This is a genomic window from Polyangiaceae bacterium (assembly GCA_016715885.1).
Lineage (GTDB): Bacteria > Myxococcota_A > Polyangia > Polyangiales > Polyangiaceae > Polyangium.
This window is the reverse complement of the sequence record JADJXL010000025.1, coordinates 307,752-332,289: the sequence shown is the minus strand read 5'-3', so window position 1 is coordinate 332,289 and position 24,538 is coordinate 307,752. Positions and strand designations below refer to the sequence as shown.

Here is a 24,538-nt window from a genome sequence, read left to right as displayed (position 1 = left end):
TCCGATGCGATACGACGTCATGATGCGACCTGATTCGGCAGCTTGTTTCGTGGTGCCTGCGCTCGTGGCAAGCCTTGTTGGCTGTGCTGATCCGGCGAAGCAGGAGCAGATGGCGGCTTCGGTCCTCCAGAAGATCGCGCCCATCGCGGATGCCGACGTTGCGCAGGTTCGTCGAGGTTTGCCCGAGGGTGCCAAGAAGCTCGGCGAGCACATCGATGACGAGCCCGAAACGAACCTCGTGGCTCTGCAGCGCGTCGTACGAGGCTCACGCGTCAACATCGAAGATCTTCGGACGTCCAAGTGCACGTTCTTTTCGTTCGCGGACACGTCTGGCGTCGTTCATCGCAGCGAAACCGATCCGGACAACCTTGCTCAAAAGCAGCTCTTTACGGTTTTTCCCGGACTGAAAAAAGCCCTCGAACCGAATGCGGGTGTCGTCGAAGCGTGGGGCGACATGGAGGAAATGCGTGTCACCAAACAGGGACCCGAACATCAATGGGTTTTGGCGCACGCCGTTCGAGACAAGGAAGGCAAAACGAAGGGTTTGTTCGTGACGGGTTGGTCATTGCGCCGTTTTGCGCAGCACATCGACCTGGCGGCCAAGGACGAGCTCGTCAAGGCGGTGGAGCGGGAGCGCAAGGTCAAAGTGCCGCTCGTGTATGTATTTCTCATCAAGGACGGCAAGGCGTATGGCGGGCCCATGGCACCGGATGTCAATGCGCATGCGGTCGAATCGCTTGATTTGCCGACCAAGACGCAAAATGGTCCTTTTCGAGGTCACGTTCAAATTACGGGGCGCACGTTCGGCGTAGCTGCTCAAAAAGCGCCCAACATCGGTGAATCGATCGTGCTTTCGGTCGTGGTATCGGAAGTCTGAGCGGGCCTCGGGTGACGACGCCGCCGCCTCCGAAAAAATCCAAGCGTCGCCGCCGTGTGATTCTGGTCGCGGTACTTGCCGTCATTCTATTGCTCGTCGTCGATCAGCTTGGCGTTCGTGAATTGTCCGGGCGCGATTTTTCGGTGACGGAACCGCTTGCGCATTCGCAAAAGGCGCACGTGGTCGAGCTTTCCAAACCTGCGTGGCAAGGTCGAGTTCCGGGGACCGACGGCAATGCTCAGGCGGCCCGTTATCTCGAGGATGCATTGAGAGCCGCCGGTGTTGGACCGTTTCCGTCAATAGGCGGCTACCTTTCGCCGCTTGCCGATTCTCGATTGGGGCACAACGTTTTGGGATGGATTCCCCCCGATGATCCTGGCTCTTCCCGTGGGGTCATCGTTCTCGGTGCGCATTTCGATCATGTGGGGCCGACGTCCGAAGGCATGCTGCTCGGAGCGGACGACAATGCATCGGCTGTAGCCGTCGTTCTTGGCGCGATACGGTCGATTTTGGCTATGAAGCCGCGTCCTTACGGCATTGCGATCGCGCTTTTCAATACGGAAGAGGCGCCCTATTTCGGTACGGCGCAGCAGGGATCGCGCAGGTTCGTCGCGGAATTGCCGCGAGAAATTCCAAGTGTGACGTCGATTCGTTTGGCCATCGTGCTCGATCTCATCGGTGGGGTCGTTTGGAAACACACGGCCGACTCGATTTATGCATGCGGCGCAGAAAAAACGCGCGGATTGCCCGCTGTCGTCGATGCGGTTCACGAAGAAGGGCTCGATGTCCGGCGCCTCGGAATTCATTCCGTCGAAAACATTCCCGGCTATCGCCCGAGTGCTTTCTCCGATTACGATATTTTTCGAGACAACCGCATTCCATTCTTGTTTTTATCCAGCGGCCGCACGCCGCGATATCATCGAGCATCCGATTTGCCCGACACGTTGTATTACGATCGAATGGCACGTACGTCGCGCTGGATCCACAAGCTCGTACAAACGTATTCGCAATCGAACGAAGATTTCGTTTTCGATCCCAAAGGCGAAGACTACGCAGCAGAACGCGATTCTCTGCGGTGGGCCATTCGTGAAGCGGTGAAACCGTGGCGGTCCATTTCGGGCACGAGCCCCATGACGGCGATGCGTTTTCTGGGCGACCTCTCACGCCTCGATGCGATGGCAGATCCCGCACATGTCTTCACGCCTGCCGATGCGCTCGCGATCGAACGCGCGAGCTTTCGACTGCAATGTTTGCTCTATCGATATCCCGTCTGCTTTACGCTGTGACCGACTTCTTCTAGGATTACGCTTGCCATGCGTTCTTCCTTTTTTGGGGTGGCTGGCCTCGCGGCAGCTTGTTTCGTCGTTGCTTGCGGTCGTACCAACATCGAGGATACCGACTTCTCCGCGAATCCTTCGGGCGGCAGTGCAGGGGCCGGAGGTGAGGGTGCGTCGGGAGGTACTGGCGGGATTGGTGGCGTGGGCGGCGGCGTAGGCGGAGCTGGAAATGCCGGCGCAACCGGGGGCGCGGGCGGCATTTCGTCGAGCTCCAGCAGCGGGCCCGGTGGAGGTCCCAGCTTCATTTGCGGCGACGGCTTGCCCGGCCCCGAAGAAGAGTGCGACGACGGCAACGACAACGACAACGACGCTTGCGTCGATTGCGGTTTCGCCAAATGCGGCGACGGCAATGTGTGGTTTGGCGTCGAACAATGCGACGACGGCAATATCGTCGACGGTGACGGATGTTCGAGCAAGTGCACCGTCACCGGGTGCGGCAACGGGATCATCGAGCCGGGTGAACAATGCGACGACGGTAATTCGAGCTCCAACGATTCATGTGTCTTCTGCTCGAATGCCAAGTGCGGCGACAAGTTTGTCTGGACCGGCGTCGAAGAGTGCGACGACGGCAATCAAACGAACGGCGACGGTTGCTCGAGCACGTGCAAGCTTTCGTTCTGCGGCGATGGGTTTGTCGATCCGAACGAATCGTGCGATCTTGGCGCGCAAAACGCCGATCGCCCCGCGCTGCTCGTCAAGCAAGGATCCAAGCAGTTTGTCGTTCGTCCCGTCGATCGTTCCGCGAATGTCGTGACGTTTTACGCCTACGGTTCCGCCAGCAGCCACACGGGCTACGAGGTTCTCCAAGGCAGCCGCATCTTCTTCTATCGCGACATCACGACGGGCAACTTGAACCTCGTTTTCCACCACGGCATCGACTTCAACTCGAGCGGCCAGTCGCAACCTCAAGCGCAGGTCACCTGGTCGATGTCGGGTTTGCCCAGCAGCGTGGTCGTGCTCGTTGCAGACGACGGACCCAACGAGCTTGCGAAGTCTTCACCCACGACGATCCAGGCGAAGTGGGGCCTTCAGAACAACTCGGACGGCGGCGCCATCGGCACGTTCCCGTTCCCTGGCAACTTCACGGTGAGCATCGCGCCGACGTTCGTCGGAGGCATCAACAACTGGGTGTGGATCAACGGCGACGAGGTGCAGACTTCACTCAACCTCACGCAAACCGTTGAGATCACCGCATTTTCGACGCCGTCTGCATGTCGGCTCGATTGTACTGTTCCCGTATGTGGTGACGGGACTCTGGATGGCGGTGAAGTTTGCGACGATGGCAACACGACTGGCGGAGACGGTTGTGCTGCCAACTGTGCGTCGCTTAATTGATCCGCGCTGCGGAGAGCGGAAAGACGCGACGTTTCGCTCGGGGCGGCATGAGGGTATGCGTTTGCGGGCCGGATCATGCTAGCGTCGAGCGCGGAGATAGTCGGAGACGATGCCTGCAAACATCGACCAGATGATGAAGGTTTGTCGCGAGGTCATCGCGCCGCTCGTGCGAGCCGATCAAGGTGAGGTCTACCTCGTGGCGCTCGAGCCCGATCAGCTCACGCTTCACCTTGCGGGTATGTGCGCAGGTTGTCCGGGCGTGAACTTGACGGTGAAGGGCGTCATCGAGCCTGCGGTGCACGCGGTTGCGCCGACGGTGCGGGTCGTCGTTTCGAGCGGCATCCGCATTCCCGAAGGCGCGTCGCTCATTTCGTGAACGGATGCCCTGTCGGGCGTTCGCACGAACGTAATCGTTGGGCCTCAAAAAAAAGACGGCGAGCGCATGAGGCACTCGCCGTCGTTCTCTTTCTGGTACTGCCCAGAAAAACTTACTTCTTCTTGTCTTTTTCCGCTGCTTGCGGGGGTCCGGGCGGTGGTTCGGAGCCACGAGCTGCTGCGCGAACGGCCGGATCGATGTCGTCTTCCACGACGGGCTTGTTTGCCCTGAGGGTGTCGATGTTTGCGAGCGTTGCGTTGTCTTCGTACACGATCGCCACTGCCGTTTCGTGGCGCTCGACGAGCCGCACATGCGTCGTTGCGTCCTTCCAGTCGACCGTCGTGACGTAGATTTGTTTGTCCGGGTTCGGTTGAATCACGCGGCCCACTGCGCCGTACTGCGCCGTCAGTTTTACCGCGGCGTCCTGGAACGTCTTGCCCCAGGGGCTTTTTTCGCTGAGCTGGACCTCGTCGATGATTTTCCAGAGCCGGTCCTGGATGAAGAAGAAATACCGCATCTCGCCGTTGCGGCTGAGCGTCAGGATCGACTCGTTGTTCTTGTAGGTGTATTCGCCTTTGAGCGGCGTGGAGTCGAGTGCGACGGGAAGGTTGCCGAAGTCGATGCGGCTGCGGCGGAAGGCGTTTTTCTCTTCCCTGAGCGCAGCATCGAGCTGCTTCATTTTCACGCCCGGCGACACCTTTTGGTAGAGGGGCTTGTATTCGGTGTCGAGCATCGTGTCGATCGCCTTCCAAGTCTCTTTTATCGTCAAACCCCATTTCAACGGTGCGGTTGCGGGGGGGATCTGGATGGGCTTGACGGCTTGCGCCGGGCCGGTGAGTGCAGGAGCCTCGGTCGCTTTCTTCTTCTTTTGCGCTTCTGCGTCTGTCACGGCACTCATGGCCGCGAGGCCGAATGTCGTCGCCAGGAGCGCGCCCCAGATCTTGTTCGCCTTCATCTCCTCAACCCTCCGCCGTGTCGGCTCGCAGCCGAACCTCGGAATTTCAAACCATGGACCGTTTGCGGGCAAGTGCACGCTAGCAAGAGCAGGCTAGCAAGAGAAACAAGTGCGCCCAAAATGCCCAGCGCGGTCAGTTTGCGCCGTTCGACGTGCCGGCTGGGGAATCGATGGAAAGAAAATCAACGCGTTTCGTAAACGACTCCGCTCTACGCTTCCCGCCACCACTGACAGCGCATGCCCATCGTGCTAGGCCAACGTGCCGAAACGTGACGATCTTCGAGCGGAGCCGACTGTGAGCAGTGTCAGCGTCAAGACGTTCAAAGAGGTCGAGGCGATGCGCGTCGTCGGCCAAATGGCCGCCGAAACCCTCTTGGGCGTAGGCGAAATGCTCCGCCCGGGCATCACCACCGAGGACATCAACCGGTTCGTTCACGACGACACCGTGCGCCGCGGCGGCTGGCCAGCGCCGCTCAACTACCACGGCTTCCCGAAAAGCGTGTGCACGTCGGTCAACGAAGTCGTCTGCCATGGCATTCCCGGGCGTCGTGTCCTCGAGCCGGGCGACATCATCAATGTCGATGTCACCACGATCTACAAAGGGTTCTTCGGTGACACGTCGGCGACGTTCTACATCGGCAAACCATCGCCCGAGGCCAAACACGTCACGGAAGTGTCGCGACGAACTCTCGAGCTTGCGATCGCCGAGGTTCGTGAAGGCGCGCGTCTTGGTGACATCGGCGCAGCCATTCAAGCGTTTGCCGAAGCTGAAGGTTGCTCCGTCGTTCGAGCGTTCGTCGGGCACGGAATTGGCCGGCAATTCCACGAAGCTCCGCAGGTTTCCCACGTGGGCAAACGCGGCCAAGGCATGCGCCTTCGAGCCGGGATGTGCTTTACGATCGAGCCCATGATCAACGTCGGCACACACGAAGTCGAAGTGCTCGACGACAAGTGGACGGCCGTGACATTGGATCGTTCGTTGTCGGCTCAGTTCGAGCACACCATCGTGGTGACGAAGACGAGTTGCGAGGTTCTCACGCGTCGAAATCGAAAACTTTCGAACAGCGAGATCTTTGGAGACGTGTTTTCCTCGGCGTCCATTCCGGCTGCCATCTCCCCCTGATCCATCGAGAACAACATGCCTCTCGACGACGCCGCTTCCGCGAGAATCGCGCCCTACGTCTCCAGCACGACGGATGACGTTTTCGCCCTGAGTGGGCTGCCAGAAGAAGTCATCGCCGTGCTTTTCGCGTATTACTCGCGCAGCCGCGATGACCTCCGGACAAACCTCGCTCGACTGCTTGCCGATCAAGAGATCGATGTCGTTGAAGGAGTCGCTGCCCGTCCTTCGTTTGGCCTTGCCACGGAAAAAGCCCGAGCCTTCCACGAAAAGTGGGTCGTCGGATACGGCCACGCCTCCGTTGCGGAACACGCCGTCGTTCATCTGGCGCTCGAAAACGTCAGCATCGTCGCGTCGAAGGTCATCGAAGATCTGAGGCTCGGATCGTTCACCGAAAAGAGCACGCGTTACGTGGTGTTCGACCGCAATAGCTTCGTCGATCTTCCCGTTCTGGGAGACAAACTCCATGCGCTTTACCGCAGTACATGCGAGCAGCTCTTCGCGTCGTATCTAGATCTGATGCCCGTCGTCACGGAAGCGCTCAAGGCTCGTTTGCCGCGCGCCGAGGGCATGACGGACGGTGCGTATGCTGCGGCGATTCGCGCCCAAGCGTGTGACTTGCTTCGAGGGCTACTGCCTGCAGGAACGCGGACGAACATTGGTTTGTCCGCGAATGCACGAGCGCTCGAAGGGCTTCTGTCGAAGATGTTGTCGAATCCTTTGAGCGAAGTGCGCGGACTGGCGACCGCGATGCATCGCGCGTCGCTCACCGTCGCTCCGACGCTCGTCAAGTACGCCAGGGAAAACCCTTACCGCGCCACTTTGCACGAGTGCGTTCAAGAAAAACTCAGCGCGATTTATTCTCCTGGACCTTGGGATACGTCGGTCACCAGCGTGATTGGGCAACCCGTGCGCCTCGTGCGCCACGATCCCGATGCTCTCGACCGCATCCTCGTCGCGCTGGCCTATGACGGAAGCGAACCGAACGTGCACCTTCGGGGGCTCGTCGAGGCACTGAGGCAAGCGACGAGAGCCGAGCGGGAAGGGATCCTGCGTGCGTCGCTCGAACGTCGAGGGCCTTATGATGCGGCGCCGCGCGCATTCGAGGCGACGACGATGACGTTCGAGTTTTTGCTCGACTACGGCGCGTATCGCGACTTGCAGCGGCATCGAATGCTCTTGCCGACAACCCAACGACTCACGTGCAGGCTGGGATTCGAGACGCCTGCAGAGCTTGTCGAGTTTGGCCTGGCGGACTCGTATACGCGCACCATGGCCACCGCGATCGATGCGTGGGAACAGCTCGAGGCCGAGTTCCCGCTCGAAGCGCAATACGCCGTGCCGCTTGGATTCCGCATTCGCACGCTGTGGACGCTCAATCTGCGCGAAGTCATGCACGTCATCGAGCTGCGGTCGGCAAAGCAAGGGCACGCGAGTTACCGGCGCATCGCTCAGGCGATGTACCGCACCGTGATCCACGCGCACCCGTGGCTCGAGGGCCTCATACGCGTGGACCTCGAAGACTACGCGCTCGCACGCGCGTGATCAGCGTTTGGATGTTTTTCCGCGCGCGGGGCGAGCGTTTGTCCCGGTCGACGTGGCCGTAGCGCGTCGCTCCACGACTTGCGCCGCTTCACGCAACAGCTCGCCCGCAGCATCCAGCGCGCTTTGCGTAACCTTCGCGCCTGAAAGCATCCGCGCTACCTCGGCGACACGCTGTTTGTCCGCGACTGGGGTCACGGTGCTCTTCGTCATCCCACCTTCCACTTGCTTCGAGACGACGAAGTGTTTATTCGCGAAGGCTGCGATTGGCGCGAGGTGCGTGATGCACAAAACTTGATGATGTCGCGCGACGTCCGCGATCGCGCGACCGATGCGATCGGCGATGGCACCACCCACGCCTGCGTCCACTTCATCGAATACGTAAAGCCCCGCTGGGCCCGAATCGGCGAGCGTTCGTTTGAGCGCCAAGAGAGCTCGGGACAACTCGCCGCCGGATGCGATCTTGCGCAGCGGTTTCGGATCGATCCCTTTGTTCGGCGCAATCAGGAACTCCACGCGATCGATTCCGTCGCGCCCGAGACGAGCTCCATCGACGACGAGCTCCGACCGTTCTCCAGACAGCGTTTCGACATCGACGACCACGCGCGCTCCGCCCATGCCCAGCTCTGCAAGCTCTGCGCTGATCGATTCGCCCAGCCGTTTGCCCGCTTCGCGTCGCTTGTTCGACAGGAGCCGCGCACGTTCCGAAGCATCGCGCAAACGGCGATCGCGTTCTCGTTCGAGCTCTTCGATGCGTGATTCGACGTTGTCCAGCGATTCGAGCTCCGCCGTGATGCGCGCACGCGCCTCCAGCACGGTTTCGATCGTCCCGCCGTGTTGTCGCAACAGCCCTTCGATGCGGTACATCCGCTCTTCGACCTCGGACAAACGCGCAGGGTTTGCCTCGGCACGTTCGGTATACCGCTCGATTTCACGCGTGATTTCGCGTAGTTCGGCAAAACAACTGTCGAGCGCGCGGGCGGTCTTGTCGAGGCTCGGATCGAGCTCTGCGGCGGTGTTCAGGTCCCGCGACAAACGTGCAAGCTCGTCACAGATAGCTTGGTCGCCTTGATCGAGCCGTGCGACGGCGCGTTCGGTGAGCTCACGAAGTTTGCCTGCGTGGCGAAGGCGTTGGCGTTCGGACGCAAGCTCGTCGAGCTCGCCGGGCTTCGGTGCGATCGCATCGATGCTTTGGAGCTGAAAACGCAGAAACGCTTCTCGTTCGGCTCGACCGCGTTCGGCTTCACGTACGCTGCGGATTTGCGCAACGACTCGTTCGAGCTCCACGACGTCGGCCGTCAGTTCCTCGCGTGCGCCCGAAAGGTGGCCGAAACGATCGAGGTATCCAAGGTGCGTCGATGGGTCGGTGAGCGCGACGCTTTCGTGTTGCGATGCGACGTCGACGAGGTTCGATGCGAGCGCTGCAAGCTCACCCGCGGTGCATAGGCGCCCGTTCAAGTAGGCACGCGACCGGCCGTTTTGCTGCACGACGCGGCGGATGACGAGCTCGCCTCCCGCGGACACGCCTGCTGCTTCGAGCGCTGCGGCAACCTGCTGGTTGTTTGTCACGTCGAACAGCGCTTCGATTTCGGCTTCGTCCGAGCCAGGACGAATTTGATCGGCATTGCTGCGACCGCCGAGCACGAGCGATAGGGCGCCGACGACGATGGACTTGCCGGCTCCGGTTTCGCCCGTGAGGACGTTGAAGCCAGGCTCGAGACGGAGCTCGAGCGAATCCATGAGGACGAAGTTTTTTACGTGTAGAGCAAGGAGCACGGGGGCGGGCGCAGCATAAGAAAAGGTTTGCCCGTCGTCGATGCGTTCTTTGCGATCAGCGGATCGTCACGGACTTGGACACCGTGACGGGGCCGCCATCGAAGGGGGGGACGGATGCGCGTTTGAACGCGTTGGCGATGCAACCGCCCGTCGCGGTGCCCGAGAACGGCGGCCCGTTCACGAGCGCGCGCGTGGCACGTCCCGATGGGGCAAACGTGACGCTTACACGGGCCACTCCGCTCGGATCGCCCGGAGCTTTGCAACCTGCGGCAGCGCCCGCGGCGGCGTTGAGCGCTGAGGACGCGGCGCTCTTGTTGAATTCGGAACCTCCCGTAGGGGGCGGGGTCGCTGGTGCACCGCCGGCAGTCGCCGCGGCCATGGCTTCAGCCAAACTTTTCGCTTTGGAAGGCCCGGCAGGTTGTTCAGGTTCCGCCGGTTTGTCCTTTGTTTCAGGTTCGGACGGTTTTCCTTGGGCGGTCGGCTTGTCCGAGTCGGCGACTTTCGCTGGTTTGTCGGACGAGTCCTTCGGCGTGCTGTCTGCTGCCGTCGCCGATGCTGGTTTGTCCGCGACCGCAGGTTTGTCCTCGGGTGATTCTGTCTTGGCTACGCGCGGTTCTACCGCTTCCGGCGTTTGACCCGGCCGCGTGTCGAGCGCTGCTTCGGTCGATGTCGACGCGGGCGTCGCCGATGCTGTCGGCTCGGTCGGCGTCGACGACTTCTGCATGAAGAAGAAAACGCCTCCGATGACGAGCACTGCTGCGATGGCACCGAGCACGATTCCCTTGCGATTCGGCCCCGTGCTCGTCGGCTTCGGGGCATCCGTCGCGGCTTTTACCGGAGCAGCAAGCGCCTTTGGCTCGAGCGGTGCGAGTGGCGCTGCCGCGGCTGCACTGAGCAGCGCAATGTCATCGAGCGCGGACGTCGATGCAGCTTTGGAAGACGTCTTGTCGGACAAACCGGGGCCCACCAGCGCGGACATGTCGGGAGCGACGAGCGGCGATCTGTCCGGCGTCGAAAACAGCCCTACCGACAGGTTGAAGAGATCTTCATCGACCGGGATCTGCCGGCTCCGCGTGATTTCACGTTCTTCCGAACGCGAGCCAAGCTGCGACTTGGGTTTTTCCGGGGCAGGCTCGGGCTTCTTGTCGAACTGGACCGAAATCGGGATGTCGTCCGACGCCGTGTTCGTTTCGACGTCGAAGATCGAAAAGATGTCGTCCTCGCTGCGCTTCTTCTTGGCAGGCTTGCTCTCCTGCGGGACTCGAGGCGCACGCGGAATGCTCAGCGAGCCTGGGCCTGCTGCTCCCGATGTCGGAGGAGGCGGCACCGTGACCGCATCGATCGACAAGTCCATCGGCGCGATCGACAACGTCGACGCTCTGGGGGCATCCGCGGAGTCGGTCATGGTGTCCGATTTCGCATTGGTGTCCTTGTCGCTCATCGTGCTCCGTTTCAACAGACGATCGTCAATCGTTCAAGACAAACCATTCAGCCAATTTCGCTCGAGCCAATCCAGTGCGACAGGCGCGCTGCGCAGCGCCGCGTCGATGCGCTGAACATCGGCGTCGCGAGCATCTGCTGGCTGCCCGTAAGCGCGTGCGTAGAGGATCCACGTCGACAGCTCGTAGTGATGAAGCAAGGGACCAAAGCGGTGCCCGTCGAACGCCGCGATCGCGTCAGCCGCTTCTCCCACGGATCGTTTGTTCACCAACGACATGCATGCATCGAACAGAAGCTGCCGCAGATCCTCGAACGCTCGATCCGGATCGTCTGCGACTTCGTCGAGCATCGTCTCGAACGCATCAGCGGGCATGCCTGCTTGCTCGGCCGCATCTGCCATGGCCGGAACTTGCGTCTCGAGAAAGGACGCATCGGGCGCGTGTCCGAGTAAGCGGCCCACGAGATACAGGTCGAACGCGCTCGCGATCGCCTCGCCCAAGAAGAGCGCGTCGTAACTCGGTGGTGCCGATGCTTGCTCGTTCTGCACGAGAGCTCGTCGAGTCAGATGGTGCCAAGCGGCGTGCATCATCACGTCTGCGGGAATGGAATTGCTTTCGAGTACATCGCCTGGTTCACCAGGTGTCCAGAACGTCAGGTTCAGAAAGAGCACTCGATCCCATCGCGCTTTGCCCGAGCCTTTGCGTGGGACCCAAAACAGGATGTCGTCGCGGAGCAGTGCTCGTTTCAGCGCGTCGTAAAGCCCGATGTGGCGATACGATCGCTCGTCCTCGATTCTCAGCTTGTCGAGCGGCACGCGTTCAAATCGCACGGGGATGACTCCAGGCTACGCCCACGGTGGGTACGGAGCGATATCCATTGCACACAGGCCCGTCGGGGTGCTTGAAAGTCGCATCCACTGGGGCATGATGCCGGACCGGCTCAGCCTGGCAAAGCTTTGCTCGTGTCCTGGTCGTGTGAGGAGGACTGTTTCATGTTGCGGTTTGGATCCATCGTGCCTTTCGTGCTTGTGCTTGTCCCGTCTGTCCTGGCCGGTTGCAAGAAGGATGAACCCGTTCAGACGCAGCCCGAATCGGCGCCTTCCGCTGCGGCGTCGGCGAGCGCAAAGCCAAAGTTGCCGCTCCGCAACACGATGGCGCCCGTACCCAAGATCGACCCTCAGGCGATGAAGGATTACCGCCTCGAGGTTTGCTACTTCGGGACGCTCACGTTGCGTCAGGCGCGTGAGGCGTACCTGGCCAGCCTGGGCAAAGACGAGCCGAGCGAGAAGAAGCTCCCCAATTTTGGCATGCCGTCGCCGCCGTCCGCGTCGCTCGTTCCGCCAACTGCACCAGGCGCATCGAGCGCTGGGCCGAAGGCAGCGCTGGCGCCTTCGCCTGGCGGCTCTGCACGAACTGCGGCATCCGCCGTTGCCGTTCCGGTTCCACCGGGCAGCGCAGCCATGGGGCGTCGCATCGCGGACATGGGGCTTCGTGCACCGCACGAGCGTAACGCGCGAGCATGCACCGTCGCCGCGGGACTCAAAGAGCCGGCGATGCCCGACGTCGACGCTGCGCTGAAAGACTTCGCGCCGTTCGCGCTCGAGCTGAGCAGAAACGTTGCTGCTGCAAGCGTTTATTACCAACGCGAAGAGTACAAGAAAGACAAATTCGAGAAGGGCAAAGAGCTGCACAAGAAGCTCGTCGCAGACTTTGCCAAGCTTGATGAGCTCTCGGAAAAACTCGGCGCCGCGATCAACGCGCATCGGGAAAAGAACCCCGTCGACATGAGCAAGCTCGACGAAGGGGAGAAAGCGGTGCTTCAGGCGTACACGGATGCTCGTGCGATCATCGGGCTGCTCGTCGCGAAGAAGATCGACGCCGCTGCGTACAAGACGGCCCTCGGTACGCTCGAGAAGTCGGTCGAAGGCGTGAAGACCCTCGGTACGAAGGCTGGCGATGGTGCGAAAGCCGCGCCAGATCCGAAGAACACGAGCGAAACATGGGCGAAAATCACAACGCCTGCCTTCGACGCGTTCCTCAAGGGCGTCCGTGACGCGGAGGCAAAGATCACGGACAAAGGCTTGCCTCCCGAGACGTTCTTGCAGCTCGTCAATACGTTCACGGCGGTGATCGAGGCCAAACACCGCGCGCTCTCACGGTCGCTCATCGCGAAAGGACAAACGATCGATCCGGGGGTCAGACCTGGTGGGCGCATTCCCCATCCGTCGCTGCGACCCGAGGTTCATGGGGACCACAAGGACCATCCACCGAGCAACCCGCATTGATCTGACGTCAGGTCACGGTTTGTCCCCGGGGGGTATGGGGGCCTCGCGCAGCGCGCGTCCCACGCGCGCGTAGCGAGCGCACAAATCAAGACTCGCTCCCAATCACTCCCCGCGATGCCGCGACATCGCGAGCCGGTAGAGCGCTTCGTATTGCCGGCTCGCGTGATCCCACCCGAAAGGCTTCTGCATCGATCGACGCTGCATCGATTGGAAATGCTCGGCGTGGTAGCGATAAATGAACGTCGCTTCGAGCACCGTCATGGCAAGCGCCACGGGCGAAAGTTCGTCGAACTTGAACCCCGTCACCATGTGCTCGACCGTGTCATCGAGCCCCCCGACGGCGCGCACGACTGGCAGCGTGCCGTACCTTTGGCTGTAGAGCTGATTCAGTCCACACGGCTCGTACCGCGACGGCATCACGAACAGATCCGCGCCCGCTTCGATGCGATGAGCCAGCGCATCGTTCATGCCGATGTACGCCTTGAAGCGATCACTGTGGTGCGACAGCTTGGAAAACGCATCCTCCGCCCAGCGTTCACCCGAACCCAGTACGACAAACTGGATGTCCTTCGAAAGCAGGTGGCCGAGCGCTCCGGCGAAGACATCGATGCCCTTCTGTTCGACGAGCCGGCTGATGAGCCCCACGAGCGGTACGTCGGGACGAACGGGCAAGCCCATCTCTTTCTGAAGCTCCGCTTTGCAAACCGCCTTGCCGCGAAGATCGTCGACATCGAAGTGTGCCGCGACGTGTTTGTCCGTGGCCGGATTCCAAATCTCGTCGTCGATCCCGTTGAGGATCCCGATCACGTCGTTACCGCGATCCGCGAGCACTCCTTCCAGCCCATAACCACCATCACGCGTTTGGATCTCGCGTGCGTAACGAGGCGACACCGTCGAGATGACCGACGAAGCGTAGATGCCGGCCTTGAGCAGGTTGATCCGATCGTGCGCTTCGAGCAGCCGCTGGTGGAAGTACTCCCAACCGAGCTTCGTTTGGTAAAGCTCGTTTTTGTCGAACCACCCTTGGTAGCCCATGTTGTGGATTGTCAAGACAGACGCCGCTCGACCCACGGGCGTGTGCGCCTCGAGCGTCTTCATGTAGATGGGCACGAGGCACGTTGGCCAGTCGTGCACGTGCACGATGTCCGGGGCAAAGTCGATCGCGTTCGCCAGGCGCAAGGCACCTCGAGACAAGAATGTGAAGCGCGCGAGGTTGTCGCGATAGTCGCCGCTCGAATCGTTGTAGACGCCGGGCCTATCGAACAGTTCGTCGTGTTCGAGCAGGTACACGCGTGCGCCGCTTTCGCCGAGCTTGGTTTCGTACGCAGCGCCCCACGCTTCACCGTGCCCGACGGGAACGCCGATCGACAGCGGCAGCTTTTCCGCGGGGTGCTTTTTCGTGACCCGGTAACGAGGCATCACGACGCGGACGTCGTGCCCTCGAGCTGCGAGCGCCATTGGAAGCGCGCCGGCGACGTCCCCCAAGCCTCCCGTTTTGGCAAATGGGACGCATTCGGGCACGACATTGAGAATCCGTAGACGTGGCATGATCCTTCAGGTCTCGCGCGGTGCGAACGTAGCACGAGTAGCATCGTCCACGATTTTCACCAAACGTTCGACCGAACCGTCGATGCCAAGCACGGGCGCATCGATCACGTGTCGCGATCGCTCGTAGAGTGCGCGACGCGCTCGCAGGATCGCTTCGACCTCGCCCATTGCGTCCGGTTGGCTTGCCATGGGACGAGCGTCACCAGCCGATGTTTTCAATCTTCACGATGTCGCGACGCTTGCACCGTGAAACACGTGCATTGCGTGCCCCTCGCCCCCGAACTATCATTCGCGTCCGTTTCTGATACAAGAATGGATTGGCATTACTGCTTTTTAGCGCGTCATGCAAATACGAACACGGGATGCTCGAGTTGACCCATGATTGAAAAAGAAATCACGATCGATGCGAACGGCATCACCCTTGCGGGAACGCTCTGCTTGCCACGAGAAGATGGCCGCTACCCCATTGTCGTCATGATTCACGGCAGCGGTCCACTCGACCGCAACGAAAACATGAAACGACAATCGCTCGACATATTCAACGTCATTGCTCACCAGCTTGCAGGCAGGGGCTTTGCCAGCTTTCGCTATGACAAACGCGGCTGCGGCAAGAGCGGAGGGAATTACTACACGGCGGGGCTTTTCGACATGGTGGACGATGCCGTCCATTGCATCGACGCGATACAACGCCAGCCATGTTGCGACAGCATCGTCCTCCTCGGCCATAGCGAGGGATGTATCATTGCTCCGCTGGTGAGTGGAAAACGCACCTCTGTCTCGAAACTCGTTCTGATATGCCCGTTCGTTCAACGCATAGAAGCCATATTATTGAAACAAGCGGCGCAGGTGCAAAAGGAACTCGAGAGCGGCGGCATGTTACGTCGATGGCTCTTCAAAATGCTCGGCACCAGCGTCGAGAGTCAGCAAGAGCTCATCGACCGAATCAAATCCGAAAACAAAGACACCATTCGCGTGAATCTGCAGAAGGTACCGGCCAAGTCGATCCGAGAATTGCTGGAGCTGGATCCTCCCACCATCATGGCCCAGGTGGAACGACCTACGTTGATCATCGGCGGCGAAAAGGACCTCCAATGCGACCCCGCCGACGTAGATAAGATCGTCGCGCTGATCAAAGGGCCGGTCGAGGCACATGTCGTCAAGAATCTCACCCACCTACTGCGCTTCGAGGAAGGCGAACCAGCTCTGCTTCGTTCTATCCAGCTCATCCGAAAACCGATGGAACCCGTGGTTGCAGAACTGATCGCCAATTGGCTGGAAAAACAATAGGCCTTTGGGGCAAAATGACTGAAATTTTTGAGGTCATACGGTTTGCCGATGGTTCGCGTCGGTGAGTCCGATTCGTTCGACGGCACATAGTTCTTGATTCAATTTTTCTCTCATGTTCTCATCATTGCGAATCGTCACCTGTGAGGAGGTTCTTATGGCTACCACATCCAATTGGAAGTTGCGCCGTTTGGCCGCGCGGGCCAAGCGAGTGCAGGCTCGTCGAAGCAGCGAAGCTCCGGTGCTCGCGGCCTATTCGAAAACGCTGCCTACCAAGGCCAATGCATTCATCGCCGCGTACGATGCCGCGGCAAAGTACGAGAACACCTGGCGTCGCGAAATGAAAGAAGGCAAAGGCGCCGTTGCCAAGCTGGTTGCGCAAATCCGAAGCTGGTTGCCGTTGCTCGCGCGTGACGTGCCGCAATTCGACACGTCGAGTTTTGCCGATAAGCCGGATGTGCCGGACGACATTCTCGAAGACGGCAACCGTCTGCTCGAAGTGCTCGACGAAGCGACCGATGCGGAAGGAAAGCCGCTCGATTATGCGGCGGCTGCAAACGCAGCGCTCACGGAAGCGCTTGCAGCGGGGAACAAAGAATGGAGCGAAGCCGAGGCGGCTGATTCGAAGTACCAGAAGCTCCTGAGCGAGGTTCGCGCGACGGCTGCCGTGTTCGACTTGGAATTACAGACGTTTCGTCGCAGCTTGAGTCACGTCGCGGGTCGTAACGACAAGGACTTTCAGAAGCTGCGCGTGGAACGTGCATCTCAAAAGGACGAAGAGGACGACCCCGAGGAGGGCGCGCCGCCATGGTGAAGGAGGGCGAGCTTCCGAAAGGTAATCGGGACTCCTGCCGGGGGTCGAAAAACCGGTCGACGGCTTCCGGAACCGGTCGATGACGTTCGGAAACCGGTGCGCGGGGGCCTTGGACCGGTCGATGGCCCTCGGGGACTGGTCGGTGGCGTCCGCGTCGTGGTCGGCGGCTTGCGCCGCTCGGTGCGCGACGTGCTCGCCGATCGGAGTGAGCCTCCGAGGGTGGATTGGGGGCACCTTTTCGTCACCTGGCAGTTGCTGCGATCGGTCGGTGGCTCTCTTCAAAACGTCACCGCTCTACGTCGCCTGGGCGTCGGGGCTCATTCGACGCTTGGCGGCTTCCGTGCGCCGGACTGGAGGGCTCGTCGCGAAGGCGGCGCGGTGCTGTGCCGGGTGACACACGTCGGCCCTGCGGAGGTCGGCATTTCCGCCCGATCATCAGATTGTGTTCGACCTTCACGGCGCTGCGATTGCCATTCGGATCCGTCACCAGCACCGGCCCGAGCACCCGGTAGTCGATTTCAATCTCGACCGTGCTTGCGAGTGGAGCTTTCACCGCAGCAATGACGACGCAATTGGTGCTGTAAGAGTCGTCACGTTGCCTGGCGGCCGCCATGGCGGGGGGTGGCGGTGGGGCGAATCCGCCAACGTGGGACAAGTGTAACACATTGAAATTATTCAGTTCCAGTCGTGGCACGGAACTCGCAGTGTGCGAACCGGACCAAACTGGAGCGACCATGTCATACGCACGAAAGATTGTTCCTGGAAAGACCTATTTGTTGACGCGTCGTACGATGCGTCGATATTTTTTGCTTCGTCCCGATGACGAAATGAAGGAACTCATCGAGTACTCATTGGCGGTGTCGGCGCGTATTTATGGGATGGACGTGCATGCATTTTGCGCAATGTCGACGCACATTCACGTCGTGTTGACGGATACGCGAGGGGTGCTTTCGTATTTCTTGGCCTACTTCAATCGACTCGTCGCAATGGGAACGAAGGTGCTCCGCCGTTGGGAAGGTTCGATTTGGGATTCCGAGCAACCGAGCGTCGTGGAATTGTTGACACGAAAAGCGCTTGTCGAAAAAATCGCGTATGTGCTGGCAAACCCCGTTGCGGCGGGGGCGGTGCTCGACCCGGAAGAATGGCCGGGCGCGAAAACGCGGGTTTGTGATATTGGGCAAATGGTGCTGAAAACGAGCCGTCCGAGGGTGTATTTCGATCCCAGTAAATGGCGGGATGTTTTAAATTTGCCAATCACGTTGCCGCCTACGATCGCAGAAGCTGATGCTGGAGCATTTCGGGACGATGTTGCGGAGGCATTGGCGCGTGAAGTGGAGGAGGCTCGGAAAACGATTGCGCCGGAAAACGTTCTTGGGGCAAATCGAGCAGCAACGATTTCGCCAGAAACGCGATCGAAGACGCCCGAGCCGACGCGCAAGCTGAATCCGACATTCGCTGCCGGTCGAGGTTGCGGCGCCATTGCGGCTGCCGCGGCGCGTGCGGTGACCGCATTTCGAGCGGCGTATCGTGAGGCGCTGGAGCAGTGGCGGATGGGCGACCGCGACGTAGCGTTTCCTGCGGGAACGTGGTGGATGCGCGTGTTCCATTCGGTGAACATCGGCGGCAGCAGTTGATTGGCGAGTATTGAACGGCATTGCGCGATGAGCTGAACGAATCGGTATTCAGCCAATGCAGACGTGTGTCCTGCGGCGGCGATCATTTCAATAAAGCGTAATTATTGATACTGCAAAGTGCGGAGCACGTGCCGTGCGCGTTGTGAAGCGATGCCGCACGTGATCTTGCATCCGGTTTTGGTCCGCGACGGCGAGGTCGACTTTGGGAGCGAGGCCGGGCGGTCGGTGGCCTGCATTATGCTGAGCATGGGTGCGGAGCAATTGCCGCGCCTCGTTGGCGATTGAGAACAGCGGTGTTACTCGGGAAATTTGAGCGTGAGCGCCTGTGGGCGCCTGGCGGCCGCCAACGTGGGTGGGATTGATTGATTGATTGATTGATTGATTGATTGATTGATTGATTGATGATCATTTCAATAAAGCGTAATTATTGATACTGCAAAGTGCGGAGCACGTGCCGTGCGCGTTGTGAAGCGATGCCGCACGTGATCTTGCATCCGGTTTTGGTCCGCGACGGCGAGGTCGACTTTGGGAGCGAGGACGGGCGGTCGGTGGCCTGCATTATGCTGAGCATGGGTGCGGAGCAATTGCCGCGCCTCGTGGCGATTGAGAACAGCGGTGTTACTCGGGGAATTTGAGCGTGAGCGCCTGTGGGCGCCTGGCGGCCGCCAACGTGGGTGGGATTGTGTGTGTGTGTGATGATGCCAATGTGGGTGGGATTGATGATTGGTGGGGATTGATTGATTTATTTGATTCCCGACCCGCTTGACAGACGATACGCCTTGTGCCGCGCAACGCACAAAACCGTCAACCGTTCTGACCCGCATCGTCCACAATCTTCACCAAACGTTCGACCGAACCGTCGATGCCAAGCGCCGACGTGTCGATCACGTGCCGCGATCGCTCGTACAGCGCACGTCGCGCTCGCAGGATCGCTTCGAGCTCCCCCATCGCGTCCGGACGGCTCGCCATCGGTCGAGCGTCACCCTGATCGATGACCCGCTGAAAGTGATCCTCCGGCCGCGCTCGAAGCCACACCGTCACGGCCTCTCGACGTAGCAGCTCGAACGCGTCGTGATCCGTCACGAGCCCCCCGCTCGTCGCAACGATCGCCGGCTTGCCTTCTCCCACGATCCGCTCGAGCTCCTCGCGCTCCAGCCGCCGAAAATATGCCGCCCCCTGCATCTCGAAGATCTCCGACAAACTCATCCCCGTCCGCGTCACGATGCGCGCATCCACTTCCACGAACGGCATCCCCAGACGCGACGCCGCAAGTCCCCCCAGCGTCGTCTTGCCCGCTCCACGCAAACCGAGCAGCGCCACGATGGGACCCTTTGAGGACATACGGTTTGTCCGCGGAGCGTCACCCACGAGCTCCGTAAGGTTTGTCCCGAGCGCCGTCGCGATCTCGTGCAGCCGCAAGATCGAAACGTTTGTCTTTCCAGACTCGACCGCCACCAAGAACCGCTCGCTCACCGACGACGCCTTCGCCAAGTCCCGCAGCGTCATCGACGCCGTCTGCCTCGCCGCCCGAACCCGACCACCCACCGCGCGTAGCAACGACGCCCCATCATCCTCCAGCGCTTTCTCCGCCGGCTTCGCCTTCCGTACCTTCCGCTGTGCGGTCATGCGTGCAGTATACTGCACGTGTCGAGACGAACACGCATTATAGTGCTTGCGTCCGAACGCAAACGGTGGTGGAGTGCCTGGCGATGGCGACAGAGACTTCTGGAAACGGGGCGCAGGCGCGTCCCATACGTTTCGAAACGCATCCCGAGCGGTACACGCATTGGAAGCTCTCGTTCGAGGGGCCCGTGGCGAAGCTCGTGATGGATGTGGTCGAGGACGCGGGGATGCGTCCTGGGTATGCGCTCAAGCTCAATAGCTATGACCTTGGGGTGGACATCGAATTGGCAGACGCCGTGGAACGGCTGCGATTCGAACATCCCGAAGTCAAGGTTGTGCTCGTGACGAGCGGGCAGCAGCGCATCTTCTGCGCGGGAGCGAACATTTATATGCTCGGCTCGTCGACGCACGCATTCAAAGTGAATTTTTGTAAATTCACGAATGAAACGCGATTGTCGCTCGAGGAAGCGTGCACGGCGAGTGATCAACACTATGTCGCGGCGCTCAATGGCGTCGCTTCGGGTGGCGGTTACGAATTGGCGCTCGCGTGCGAACGTATTCTGCTTTGCGACGATGGGTCGAGCGCCGTTTCGTTCCCCGAAACGCCGCTCCTCGCGGTTTTACCTGGCACGGGAGGCCTCACGCGGCTCGTCGACAAACGAAAGGTTCGTCGCGACTTGGCGGACGTGTTTTCGACGCTTGCGGAAGGTGTCCGCGGAAAACGAGCCGAAGAATGGCGCCTCGTGGATCGATCGATTCCCAAGAGCCGATTCGATCAGGTCGTGGCCGAAGAAGCGCAAGCGCTCGTATCGCGCTCGAAGGACAAAGTCGGCGCGCCGTTGACGCTCGCGCCGCTCGAGGTGAAACGAAGCGAAGAAGGTCAAAAGACCATTGCCGAATATCGGTACGTGACGTTGTCCGTCGACAATGCGACGCGCGTCGCCGAAATCATGGTGCGAGGTCCGGAAGGCGAGCCGCCGACGACGTCGGAAGCGCTTCGCGAGCAAGGATCGTCGCTATGGGTGTTGCAGGCATTCCGCGAGCTCGACGACGCGCTGCTCGATTTGCGATTCAATCACGCGCCAGTGGGTCTCGTGCTTCTGCGCACGAAAGGTGATCCGGAAGCCGTGCGCGCGCATGATCGTGCGCTGCACAATCTCCGCGGAGATTGGCTGGCGGGCGAGATTCGGCTCAAGATGAAGCGAGTATTGAAGCGGCTCGATTTGACGGCCAAGAGTTTCTTTGCGCTCGTCGAACCGGGATCATGCTTTGCGGGCAGTTTGTTCGAATTGGCGCTGGCAGCCGATCGCACGTACATGCTCGATGGCGGTGACGAACCCGCCGTGATTGGCCTGGACGAGCTCAATTTCGGGGCTTTTCCGATGTCGAATGGCCTGACGCGCTTGGAGACGCGGTTCCTGCACGATCCGGAAGCCGCGAAAGCGCTGCAATCGAAAAAGGACCTCTTCGATGCGGAATCGGCACGTAAACTCAATCTCGTAACGTTCACGCCCGATGAAATGGATTGGGACGACGAAGTGCGCATTGCCATCGAAGAGCGTGCGAGTTTGTCGCCGGATGCATTGACGGGCATGGAAGCGAGCCTGCGGTTTGCGGGTCCAGAAACCATGGAAACGAAAATCTTCGGCCGATTGACGGCCTGGCAAAACTGGATTTTCCAGCGTCCCAATGCCGTGGGTGAACGGGGCGCGCTTACGATGTACGGACGGCCCGAGCGGCCCGAATTCGATTGGAGGCGAACGTGAGTGCTGTCGTCAATTCCGAACGTATCCCCAACAACGTCGATCTCGGTTCGGACAAGAAGCTGCAACGGGCGCTCGAGGCGTGGCAGCCGAAGTTCGTCGATTGGTGGAAAGAAATGGGGCCCGAAGGATTCCAAGAGGACCTCATTTACCTGCGTACGGCCGTGAGCGTCGATCACGAAGGCTGGGCGCATTTCGATTACGTCAAGATGCCCGATTATCGCTGGGGCATTTTCCTCTCGGACCCCGTGCCGGAACGGAAAATCGCTTTTGGTGACCACATCGGCCAGCCGGTTTGGCAAACAGTGCCCGGAGAATTCCGCAATGTCTTGCGCCGGCTCATCGTCACGCAAGGCGATACCGAACCGGCCAGCGTCGAGCAGCAGCGGCTGCTTGGAAAGATTTGCCCGAGCGTCTACGACTTGCGCAATCTCTTTCAGGTGAACGTCGAAGAAGGGCGGCACCTGTGGGCCATGGTGTATTTGCTTCAAAGCTACTTTGCGCGCGACGGCCGCGAAGAAGCGGAAGCATTGCTCGAACGGCGCAGCGGTAATCCGGACAAACCGCGCATTTTGGGCGCCTTCAACGAGCCTTGCACCAATTGGCTCTCGTTCTTCATGTTCACGTACTTCACCGATCGCGACGGCAAGTATCAGCTTCTGGCGCTCGCCGAGAGCGGATTCGACCCGCTTTCCCGAACGACGCGATTCATGCTGACGGAAGAAGCGCATCACATGTTCGTCGGTGAAACCGGCGTGCTTCGAGTCGTCCAACGAACGGCCGAGCTCATGAAGAAAAACAGCAACGAAGACGCTCGAGCGGAAGGCGGAGTCGATTTGCCGACGATTCAGAAGTACATCAACTTCTGGTATTCCGTGTCGCTCGATTTGTTCGGCGGCGAAATATCGTCCAATGCGGCAAACTTCTTCGCATCGAGCCTCAAGGGGCGCGCCAAGGAAGAAAGCTACGAAGACCATCGCGCCATCGATGGGGCGTATGCAATGGACGTCCCGCTGCAATCACAACCGGGCGTCGTGACGGGTTTCAAAAAGGAAGAAGTCCCCATGCGTAATGCCATGAACGAGGTATTGCGCGACGAATACATCGAAGACGCGCAACGTGGCGTGGACAAATGGAACCGAGCGCTCGCCGAGGCAGGAATTCAATTCAAGCTCACTTTGCCGAGCCGAAGGTTCCATCGTCGCGGAGGCATCTACGGCGGGCTCTATTTCACGCCCGAAGGTCAGCCGGTGACGAAAGAAGAATGGGAGCGTCGTCATGATGAATGGCTCCCGAGCGAAGCGGACGAGACGTACCTGCAAAGCCTCATGCAGAAGCCCGTGTACGATCCGAAAATGATGGCGCATTGGATTGCTCCACCGAAACACGGCATCAAAGGCCGCCCGGTGGAGTTCGAATACGTCAAGCGCACATAAACACGATTGGGCGAGCGTGCGGGGGGCACGCTCGCTCAAATTTCTCGTAGCACCGATCTCACGTATATGGCGTCACGCCTTGTGCGGCAAATAGCTCCGCCCGCGCTTCGGTCAATTCCGTGTTGACCGTGCGGAGTCGCTGCGACAAACCCTGGACAAAACTCCACAATAGCTTGACCGCCAAAACCGGCTCGCGGCGCATGACGTTCATCATGTCCGCGCGCTTGATGATCATCGTGCGCACCGGTTCGAGTGCCCGCACCGTCGCCGATCGCTTCGAATCGTCGATGAGCCCCATTTCGCCAAAATAGCCGCCCGCCGGTATCGTCGTGATGGCCGTCCCATTCTTCTCGACCGCGACCCGACCTCGCAGGATGACGTACAGGTCCTCGCCCACGTCCCCCTCGATGACGATCGCTTCGCCTTCCGGATACGACTTGACGCTGGAAATCGCGACGATCTCGGCTTGCTCGCGGTAGGTCAGGTGCATGAAGAGCGGGATACTGCGCAATGCTTCGTGCTTGCGCAGCGATTCGTACATGACGCTCTCCGGACCATCCGCCGTCTCTTCGCTTCTGACGGACACCAGCATCGCCGTGATGTTGTCGCGTCCACCGCGCTCGTTCGCCATATCGACGAGTTTTTCGGCGAGCGAATCGTTCACGTTCGAACAAAGCGTCGCAAGCTCTTGTTCATCGTCGAAATATCCGTGCAAGCCGTCGCTGCAGATGAGCATCACGTCGCCGGGCATGAGGTCCACGAGCAACGTGTCGACTTGGACGGACTGTTGCGTGCCCACGGCACGCGTGAGGACGCTGCGGAGCGCGCTCTTTTTGGCCTGCTCCTTGGTCATCGTGCCGTGTTTGATTTGAGCTGCAACGAGTGTGTGATCTTCGGTGAGCGCGTGGGCGGAGCCTTGGCGGATGAGGTACGCGCGGCTGTCTCCGACATGCCCCAAGATGGCGTGTTCGCCCGCTACGATGCAGCAGACCATCGTCGTGCCCATCCCGCGTAACTTCTCGTCGGCTTCGGCCATCGTCCAAAGCTCGGCACATGCCGCTTGGATCGCTCCTGTCACGAGCTCCTGCGCAGCCACGCGGTTCTCCTGAGTCATGTCGTCGCGCAACTTGTCGATCACGCTCTTGCGTTCGGCCACGAAGTTTCGAACCGTCGTAACGGCTTTTTGCGACGCGACATCACCTGCAGCTTGCCCGCCCATGCCGTCGGCAACGACGTAAAGGCAGAGATCGGCATCGATGAGGTGACTGTCCTCGTTACGCCGCCGCTTGCGTCCGACGTGCGTGGCTGCTTGCGCGATGGTCTCGAGGGGCATCTGTGCGCGTACCTTTCCGTTCTCCATGCAGAGGAATCGACTGTGCGCATGCTAGACGAGC

21 protein-coding genes are annotated in these 24,538 nt (G+C 60.2%); 12 read left to right on the top strand and 9 right to left on the bottom strand.

Features of this window, described 5'->3' with window-relative positions:
• Positions 1-4 precede the first annotated feature (4 nt).
• From IPM54_36370 to IPM54_36355, 4 genes are all read left to right on the top strand, one after another.
• On the top strand, positions 5-877 hold the full coding sequence (locus IPM54_36370) for a hypothetical protein (GenBank protein MBK9265246.1): 873 nt from the start codon (positions 5-7) through the stop codon (positions 875-877).
• 11 nt (positions 878-888) lie between these two features.
• Positions 889-2,163, top strand: a complete 1,275-nt coding sequence (locus IPM54_36365; protein ID MBK9265245.1) for a M28 family peptidase — start codon at positions 889-891, stop codon at positions 2,161-2,163.
• Between the two features lie 27 nt (positions 2,164-2,190).
• On the top strand, positions 2,191-3,549 hold the full coding sequence (locus IPM54_36360; GenBank protein MBK9265244.1) for a DUF4215 domain-containing protein: 1,359 nt from the start codon (positions 2,191-2,193) through the stop codon (positions 3,547-3,549).
• Between the two features lie 109 nt (positions 3,550-3,658).
• Positions 3,659-3,925, top strand: coding sequence for a NifU family protein (locus IPM54_36355; GenBank protein ID MBK9265243.1), 267 nt, complete (start codon positions 3,659-3,661; stop codon positions 3,923-3,925).
• Between the two features lie 112 nt (positions 3,926-4,037).
• On the opposite strand, the gene IPM54_36350 is transcribed toward IPM54_36355, so the two are convergent.
• Positions 4,038-4,880, bottom strand: a complete 843-nt coding sequence (locus IPM54_36350) for a hypothetical protein (protein MBK9265242.1) — start codon at positions 4,878-4,880, stop codon at positions 4,038-4,040.
• A gap of 295 nt (positions 4,881-5,175) precedes the next feature.
• Here IPM54_36350 and map point away from each other — a divergent pair, with 295 nt between their 5' ends.
• Together map and IPM54_36340 are read left to right on the top strand one after the other, a co-directional pair.
• Positions 5,176-6,003 carry a type I methionyl aminopeptidase gene (map, locus tag IPM54_36345; protein ID MBK9265241.1) on the top strand — a complete coding sequence of 276 codons (828 nt, stop codon included), beginning with the start codon at positions 5,176-5,178 and terminating at the stop codon, positions 6,001-6,003.
• Between the two features lie 15 nt (positions 6,004-6,018).
• Positions 6,019-7,545: an FAD-dependent thymidylate synthase gene (locus IPM54_36340; protein ID MBK9265240.1), complete on the top strand. Its 1,527-nt coding sequence runs from the start codon at positions 6,019-6,021 to the stop codon at positions 7,543-7,545.
• On the opposite strand, the gene recN is transcribed toward IPM54_36340, so the two are convergent.
• Genes recN through IPM54_36325 form a run of 3 tightly spaced genes read right to left on the bottom strand, consistent with a single transcriptional unit; the run spans position 7,546 to position 11,587 of the window.
• A complete protein-coding gene (gene recN, locus IPM54_36335) occupies positions 7,546-9,318 on the bottom strand; it encodes a DNA repair protein RecN (protein MBK9265239.1) in 1,773 nt (590 codons plus the stop codon).
• A gap of 55 nt (positions 9,319-9,373) precedes the next feature.
• Positions 9,374-10,759: a hypothetical protein gene (locus IPM54_36330; GenBank protein ID MBK9265238.1), complete on the bottom strand. Its 1,386-nt coding sequence runs from the start codon at positions 10,757-10,759 to the stop codon at positions 9,374-9,376.
• A 33-nt stretch (positions 10,760-10,792) separates the two neighbouring features.
• On the bottom strand, positions 10,793-11,587 hold the full coding sequence (locus IPM54_36325) for a hypothetical protein (GenBank protein ID MBK9265237.1): 795 nt from the start codon (positions 11,585-11,587) through the stop codon (positions 10,793-10,795).
• Between the two features lie 162 nt (positions 11,588-11,749).
• On the opposite strand from IPM54_36325, the gene IPM54_36320 reads away from it, so the two are divergent.
• Positions 11,750-13,042, top strand: coding sequence for a DUF3829 domain-containing protein (locus IPM54_36320; GenBank protein ID MBK9265236.1), 1,293 nt, complete (start codon positions 11,750-11,752; stop codon positions 13,040-13,042).
• Positions 13,043-13,144: 102 nt separating this feature from the next.
• Here IPM54_36320 and glgA read toward each other — a convergent pair whose 3' ends face one another.
• Positions 13,145-14,590 carry a glycogen synthase GlgA gene (glgA, locus tag IPM54_36315; GenBank protein MBK9265235.1) on the bottom strand — a complete coding sequence of 482 codons (1,446 nt, stop codon included), beginning with the start codon at positions 14,588-14,590 and terminating at the stop codon, positions 13,145-13,147.
• A 6-nt stretch (positions 14,591-14,596) separates the two neighbouring features.
• Complete coding sequence (locus IPM54_36310; protein MBK9265234.1) at positions 14,597-14,779, bottom strand: hypothetical protein; 183 nt, start codon at positions 14,777-14,779, stop codon at positions 14,597-14,599.
• A 189-nt stretch (positions 14,780-14,968) separates the two neighbouring features.
• Here IPM54_36310 and IPM54_36305 point away from each other — a divergent pair, with 189 nt between their 5' ends.
• Both IPM54_36305 and IPM54_36300 read left to right on the top strand, forming a co-directional pair.
• Positions 14,969-15,877, top strand: coding sequence for an alpha/beta fold hydrolase (locus IPM54_36305; GenBank protein MBK9265233.1), 909 nt, complete (start codon positions 14,969-14,971; stop codon positions 15,875-15,877).
• A 154-nt stretch (positions 15,878-16,031) separates the two neighbouring features.
• Positions 16,032-16,688: a hypothetical protein gene (locus IPM54_36300; GenBank protein ID MBK9265232.1), complete on the top strand. Its 657-nt coding sequence runs from the start codon at positions 16,032-16,034 to the stop codon at positions 16,686-16,688.
• A 286-nt stretch (positions 16,689-16,974) separates the two neighbouring features.
• Here the strand turns inward: IPM54_36300 and IPM54_36295 are convergent, their stop codons facing one another.
• Entirely contained in the window at positions 16,975-17,301 is a 327-nt protein-coding gene (locus IPM54_36295) for a hypothetical protein (GenBank protein ID MBK9265231.1), read from the bottom strand.
• A 121-nt stretch (positions 17,302-17,422) separates the two neighbouring features.
• Between IPM54_36295 and IPM54_36290 the strand changes: the two genes are divergently transcribed.
• Positions 17,423-18,322, top strand: a complete 900-nt coding sequence (locus IPM54_36290; protein MBK9265230.1) for a transposase — start codon at positions 17,423-17,425, stop codon at positions 18,320-18,322.
• An 804-nt stretch (positions 18,323-19,126) separates the two neighbouring features.
• On the opposite strand, the gene IPM54_36285 is transcribed toward IPM54_36290, so the two are convergent.
• On the bottom strand, positions 19,127-19,948 hold the full coding sequence (locus IPM54_36285; GenBank protein MBK9265229.1) for a helix-turn-helix domain-containing protein: 822 nt from the start codon (positions 19,946-19,948) through the stop codon (positions 19,127-19,129).
• Between the two features lie 83 nt (positions 19,949-20,031).
• Here IPM54_36285 and IPM54_36280 point away from each other — a divergent pair, with 83 nt between their 5' ends.
• Together IPM54_36280 and boxB are read left to right on the top strand one after the other, a co-directional pair.
• Positions 20,032-21,711, top strand: coding sequence for a benzoyl-CoA-dihydrodiol lyase (locus IPM54_36280; GenBank protein ID MBK9265228.1), 1,680 nt, complete (start codon positions 20,032-20,034; stop codon positions 21,709-21,711).
• On the top strand, positions 21,708-23,144 hold the full coding sequence (gene boxB / locus IPM54_36275) for a benzoyl-CoA 2,3-epoxidase subunit BoxB (protein ID MBK9265227.1): 1,437 nt from the start codon (positions 21,708-21,710) through the stop codon (positions 23,142-23,144). The genes IPM54_36280 and boxB overlap by 4 nt, the downstream gene beginning before the upstream one ends.
• Before the next feature lie 58 nt (positions 23,145-23,202).
• Here boxB and IPM54_36270 read toward each other — a convergent pair whose 3' ends face one another.
• On the bottom strand, positions 23,203-24,477 hold the full coding sequence (locus IPM54_36270; protein ID MBK9265226.1) for a cyclic nucleotide-binding domain-containing protein: 1,275 nt from the start codon (positions 24,475-24,477) through the stop codon (positions 23,203-23,205).
• Positions 24,478-24,538: the final 61 nt, after the last annotated feature.

Coding starts and splice junctions, on each gene's coding strand:
- IPM54_36370 (MBK9265246.1), top strand. CDS start 5: ATGCGATACGACGTCATGATGCGACCTGATTCGGCAGCTTGTTTCGTG.
- IPM54_36360 (MBK9265244.1), top strand. CDS start 2,191: ATGCGTTCTTCCTTTTTTGGGGTGGCTGGCCTCGCGGCAGCTTGTTTC.
- IPM54_36355 (MBK9265243.1), top strand. CDS start 3,659: ATGCCTGCAAACATCGACCAGATGATGAAGGTTTGTCGCGAGGTCATC.
- IPM54_36350 (MBK9265242.1), bottom strand. CDS start 4,880: ATGAAGGCGAACAAGATCTGGGGCGCGCTCCTGGCGACGACATTCGGC.
- IPM54_36340 (MBK9265240.1), top strand. CDS start 6,019: ATGCCTCTCGACGACGCCGCTTCCGCGAGAATCGCGCCCTACGTCTCC.
- IPM54_36330 (MBK9265238.1), bottom strand. CDS start 10,759: ATGAGCGACAAGGACACCAATGCGAAATCGGACACCATGACCGACTCC.
- IPM54_36320 (MBK9265236.1), top strand. CDS start 11,750: ATGTTGCGGTTTGGATCCATCGTGCCTTTCGTGCTTGTGCTTGTCCCG.
- glgA (MBK9265235.1), bottom strand. CDS start 14,590: ATGCCACGTCTACGGATTCTCAATGTCGTGCCCGAATGCGTCCCATTT.
- IPM54_36310 (MBK9265234.1), bottom strand. CDS start 14,779: ATGGCAAGCCAACCGGACGCAATGGGCGAGGTCGAAGCGATCCTGCGA.
- IPM54_36305 (MBK9265233.1), top strand. CDS start 14,969: ATGATTGAAAAAGAAATCACGATCGATGCGAACGGCATCACCCTTGCG.
- IPM54_36300 (MBK9265232.1), top strand. CDS start 16,032: ATGGCTACCACATCCAATTGGAAGTTGCGCCGTTTGGCCGCGCGGGCC.
- IPM54_36295 (MBK9265231.1), bottom strand. CDS start 17,301: ATGGCGGCCGCCAGGCAACGTGACGACTCTTACAGCACCAATTGCGTC.
- IPM54_36290 (MBK9265230.1), top strand. CDS start 17,423: ATGTCATACGCACGAAAGATTGTTCCTGGAAAGACCTATTTGTTGACG.
- IPM54_36285 (MBK9265229.1), bottom strand. CDS start 19,948: ATGACCGCACAGCGGAAGGTACGGAAGGCGAAGCCGGCGGAGAAAGCG.
- IPM54_36280 (MBK9265228.1), top strand. CDS start 20,032: ATGGCGACAGAGACTTCTGGAAACGGGGCGCAGGCGCGTCCCATACGT.
- IPM54_36270 (MBK9265226.1), bottom strand. CDS start 24,477: ATGCCCCTCGAGACCATCGCGCAAGCAGCCACGCACGTCGGACGCAAG.